The organism is Megasphaera sp. UBA4233, from assembly GCF_002395615.1.
GTDB classification, from domain to species: Bacteria; Bacillota; Negativicutes; order Veillonellales; family Megasphaeraceae; genus Megasphaera; species Megasphaera hexanoica.
Genome location: NZ_DGXL01000030.1, coordinates 1 through 3,944 on the forward strand (window position 1 = coordinate 1; position 3,944 = coordinate 3,944).

Genomic DNA, 3,944 nt, shown 5'->3' on the forward strand with positions numbered 1-3,944 from the left:
GGGAGGATAGGAAGCCGCTGATTAGGGAAAAAAGCACTAGCTTATGCTAGTGCTTTTTTTTGTGGTTAGTGATTAGTGGGAAGTGAAGAAAACAGGACACCAGCCCAATACGGCTGGTGTCCTGTTCATTAGATGGCTGCCTGCGAACTGCGGCCTGCGTTCTGTGGCTGCTGCCCTTTCCGGCCTGCAAACGGCGCCCTTTTCTCTTGAAAATACAAAAGGACTGAAAAAGTGGACCGGATATGTCTAAATACAATAACATCAATTCTCATAAAATATTATGCGAAAGATACTTTATATTGTATAATATAACTGTAAAAATACTGAATATATGGTGCTCATGGTGTTGTATTTACCAATAAAGGAGTCTTTATTATGAAAGATATTCGCATTGAAAAAGTTATTGGCCGGGAAATCCTTGATTCACGGGGAAATCCTACCGTGCAGGCCGATGTGTGGTTGTCCGACGGAACCCTTGGCCGCAGTGCTGCTCCCAGCGGTGCCTCGACGGGACAGTTTGAAGCATTGGAACTGCGTGACGGCGATGCACAGCGCTTTGGCGGCAAAGGCGTTACCCAGGCCGTTAGTCACGTCAATACGGTATTGCAGGATGTTCTGAGAGGTCAGAATCCTTTTGATACGTATGGCATTGACAGCCTGATGATTCACGCCGATGGCACGCCTGATAAGTCACGCCTCGGCGCCAATGCCATTTTAGCTGTATCGCTGGCCTGCGCCCATGCAGCTGCTGCATCCCTGGGGATTCCCCTTTATCGTTTCCTCGGCGGCGTCAATGGCAATTATCTGCCTGTACCGATGATGAACATTCTAAATGGCGGTGCCCATGCAGCCAATACGGTTGACGTCCAGGAATTTATGATCATGCCGGCAGGAGCTTCTTCGTTCAGGGAAGGTCTGCGCTGGTGCGCTGAAGTTTATCATTCTCTGGCAGGTCTTCTGCAGGCCAGAGGATTGGCTACTTCTGTTGGCGACGAAGGCGGCTTTGCTCCGGATCTGGCCAGCGATGAAGAGGCTATCCAGTATATCATTCAGGCCATTGAAAAAGCTGGTTATGAACCGGGTAAAGATTTCGTCCTTGCTCTTGATGCCGCTGCCAGCGAATGGAAAGGGCCGAAACCGGGCGTTTACGTTCTGCCCAAGAGCGGTCAGTCCTTTACGACAGATGAACTCATTGCACACTGGCAGAAGCTTTCCCAGGCTTATCCCATTTACTCCATCGAAGATGGCTTGGATGAAGAAGACTGGGATGGCTGGTCCGCTTTGACAAAGGCCCTGGGACAGCGCGTACAGCTCGTTGGTGACGACTTATTCGTTACCAATACAAAACGTCTGGCCAAAGGGATTGCCCAGGGTTGCGGCAATGCCATCCTCATCAAGCTCAATCAGATTGGATCTGTATCGGAAACGTTGGAAGCCATCAAAATGGCACACCGCGCTGGTTATCGGGCCATCGTTTCCCATCGTTCCGGTGAAACAGAAGATACATCTATTGCTGATTTGGCCGTCGCTCTGAATACGGCACAGATCAAGAGCGGTGCACCAAACCGTAGCGAACGTGTGGCGAAATACAACCGTTTGCTTCAGATTGAAGATGAATTGCGTGGCCAGGGAATCTATCCCGGCTTCCAGGCATTTGGCATCCAGCGCTGAGTGCAGTGCTCTTGTCTCTGCATACAGAATTTATGTGAAATTAGAGACCGATATAGGAAAATATCCGTCTTCAGGAGCGTAAACAACGGGAGACTGCTAAAACTTACAGTATAAAAGGCACCAGCCAAAGTGAGCTGGTGCCTTTTAAGTTTGATGTTTGACGAAACGGCCTGCCGCCTGCGAATGCGGCCTGAGAATTGCAATTTTTCCTTCTGCTAGCCGCTGACCGCTAACTTTTCCCTACTTCAGTGTCAGGAGAAGCGCCATTTTAAAGTTGTCATCTGCCTGTACGGCGTGACGGGCCCCGGCGGCGAATTTGATGGTCTCTCCCTTATGGATTGTCAGAGGCGTACCTTCATAGGTGATGGTAGCTGTGCCGTCTAATGCAAATACCAGAGCTTCGCCCGGTGCGGCGTGTTCCGAAAGGCCCGTGCCAGCAGCCAGACTCATGACGACGAATTTTAATTTTGGATCGGAAATGATATCCATATTGATGATTTTTCCATCCTGGTAAGGAACGAGATTAGCGAGCTGAAATACGTTTCCTTCTTTGATTATGTCGTTCATAGTCGATTCCTCCTGTAATGTCAATTCACTATAAATAGTATCAATATCGGCCTTCATGCCAATGGGAATATGACGCGGTGTCAGAATGCTGTCGCCGGTCTGTAGTATTTGTAAGATGCCGTCTGGCGTGTATATGGTCAGCGTTCCAGCCACTACGTGCAGCCATTTGGGATAGGCATAGCTTTCGGCACTGATATCGGTGTGAGCCGCCATAGAAAAATAGGAAAAAGCATATCCGTTTTTCTGAAATTCCTGACTGGAAATGGTGCAGCCGGGAACAGGTGTGTTTTCCTGTGTGATAGAAAAGATTTTTCCTACCGGTTCTTTCATGGTATCACCTCATTAGTAAATTAATTCTATACATAGTATACGTAATTTTTTATGATTTATCCGTTGTATTTCTAACGAAATTATATTTCTTGATCAATTATCTTACATGTCACTATCAGGCGGCCACTATGCCAGAAGTAAAACCAAAGATTAACGAGGCACAGGGGGAATGAGGTCCATGCAGCAATGCAAAAATGCTATGCCAAAGAGACGATGCTGATCAATGCCTATGCCCCGGAGGTATCTGTCTGCTGGAGACGCGGGAAGCTATGCGGGAGACGTACGTTTTCCATATAGGAAGTTCCATTCCGGTTATTCCCCATCTACGCCCTACACAAGCTGCTTATTTTTGCGTATAATATATCTGTTGTTTTGTTAAGATAAAGGAGGATTCTTTTGGAAGAAACGATACTGTTTGATATATGGACTATTGCCCAGGTCGTTCTCATCGATCTGGCATTGGGCGGCGATAATTCTATCGTCATTGGCATGGCCGCAAAAAATCTGCCTCATCATTTGCAGAAGAAGGCCATTCTGTACGGAACCGGCGGGGCTATTGTCCTGCGTTTCCTCATGGCTGCTGCCGTTGTCTGGCTGCTGCAGATTCCCTATCTCAAGACTGTCGGTGCTATCCTGCTGGTCCTTATTGGTATTAAGCTCATCGGAGCCGATGATGACGAAAATATTCACGTAGAAGCGAAGGATTCCCTATTTGCGGCCGTGCGCACTATCATTGCCGCCGACGCCCTCATGAGCCTCGACAACGTGCTGGGAATCGTCGGTGCCACCGGCGGCCACCTGGGGCTTCTGGTGCTGGGCATGATGATTTCCGTTCCTATCATCATCTTTGGCAGCACTATCGTCATCAAAATCATGAACCGTTTTCCCATACTGGTCTATATTGGCGGGGCCATCCTCGGTTGGGCTGCCGGCGGGATGCTGGCAACGGATCCGTATTTTCCCTATGGAAAAGGAAATGAAACGGTGATTCAGGGCATATTGGTTGCTGTTACCCTGGCCGGAGGATTCCTCTGGAAAAAACGGAACGACCGGAAACAGAAAGCCCGTAAGTAGGCCGGCCTTCTGGTTGCGACGGCTCTGGCAGAAGGTATCAGCAAACCTAAAGACATGGCAAAATAATGTAAATATTTCACTTGACTTTTGTTGTGAATATGGTATTATATACAAGTCAGGTGACGGGGCGTAGCGCAGTTTGGTAGCGCGCTTGGTTCGGGACTAAGAGGTCGCAGGTTCGAATCCTGTCGCCCCGACCATATTTACACATTGGGTGTTGATCCCGACAGCACCGTGAAAACTTCATAGAGTGCAACAATGTGTAAGGCATGGAGAGGTGTCCGAGTGGCTGAAGGAGCATG

Annotated in this window: 3 protein-coding genes and 2 tRNA genes (1 of these 5 running past the window's edge); 4 read left to right on the forward strand and 1 reads right to left on the reverse strand. The window is 48.6% G+C overall.

Translation table 11 applies throughout. The features are described from left to right. Window positions 1–375: 375 nt before the first annotated feature. Complete coding sequence (eno, locus tag B2U90_RS10600) at window positions 376–1,671, forward strand: phosphopyruvate hydratase (protein ID WP_113855520.1); 1,296 nt, start codon at window positions 376–378, stop codon at window positions 1,669–1,671. Window positions 1,672–1,911: 240 nt separating this feature from the next. Here the strand turns inward: eno and B2U90_RS10605 are convergent, their stop codons facing one another. After that, window positions 1,912–2,568 carry a cupin domain-containing protein gene (locus B2U90_RS10605; protein ID WP_292017745.1) on the reverse strand — a complete coding sequence of 219 codons (657 nt, stop codon included), beginning with the start codon at window positions 2,566–2,568 and terminating at the stop codon, window positions 1,912–1,914. Window positions 2,569–2,964: 396 nt separating this feature from the next. Between B2U90_RS10605 and B2U90_RS10610 the strand changes: the two genes are divergently transcribed. The 3 genes from B2U90_RS10610 to B2U90_RS10620 all read left to right on the forward strand — a co-directional run. Continuing rightward, a complete protein-coding gene (locus B2U90_RS10610) occupies window positions 2,965–3,642 on the forward strand; it encodes a TerC family protein (protein WP_075581427.1) in 678 nt (225 codons plus the stop codon). A gap of 123 nt (window positions 3,643–3,765) precedes the next feature. Further along, a tRNA-Pro gene (locus tag B2U90_RS10615) sits at window positions 3,766–3,842 on the forward strand. Between the two features lie 71 nt (window positions 3,843–3,913). Next, window positions 3,914–3,944: transfer RNA gene (locus B2U90_RS10620), tRNA-Ser, on the forward strand; it runs 129 nt beyond the window's last position.

What these genes read in the sequence shown, in the direction of transcription:
- eno (WP_113855520.1), top strand. Translation starts at nt 376, where the DNA reads ATGAAAGATATTCGCATTGAAAAAGTTATTGGCCGGGAAATCCTTGAT.
- B2U90_RS10605 (WP_292017745.1), bottom strand. Translation starts at nt 2,568, where the DNA reads ATGAAAGAACCGGTAGGAAAAATCTTTTCTATCACACAGGAAAACACA.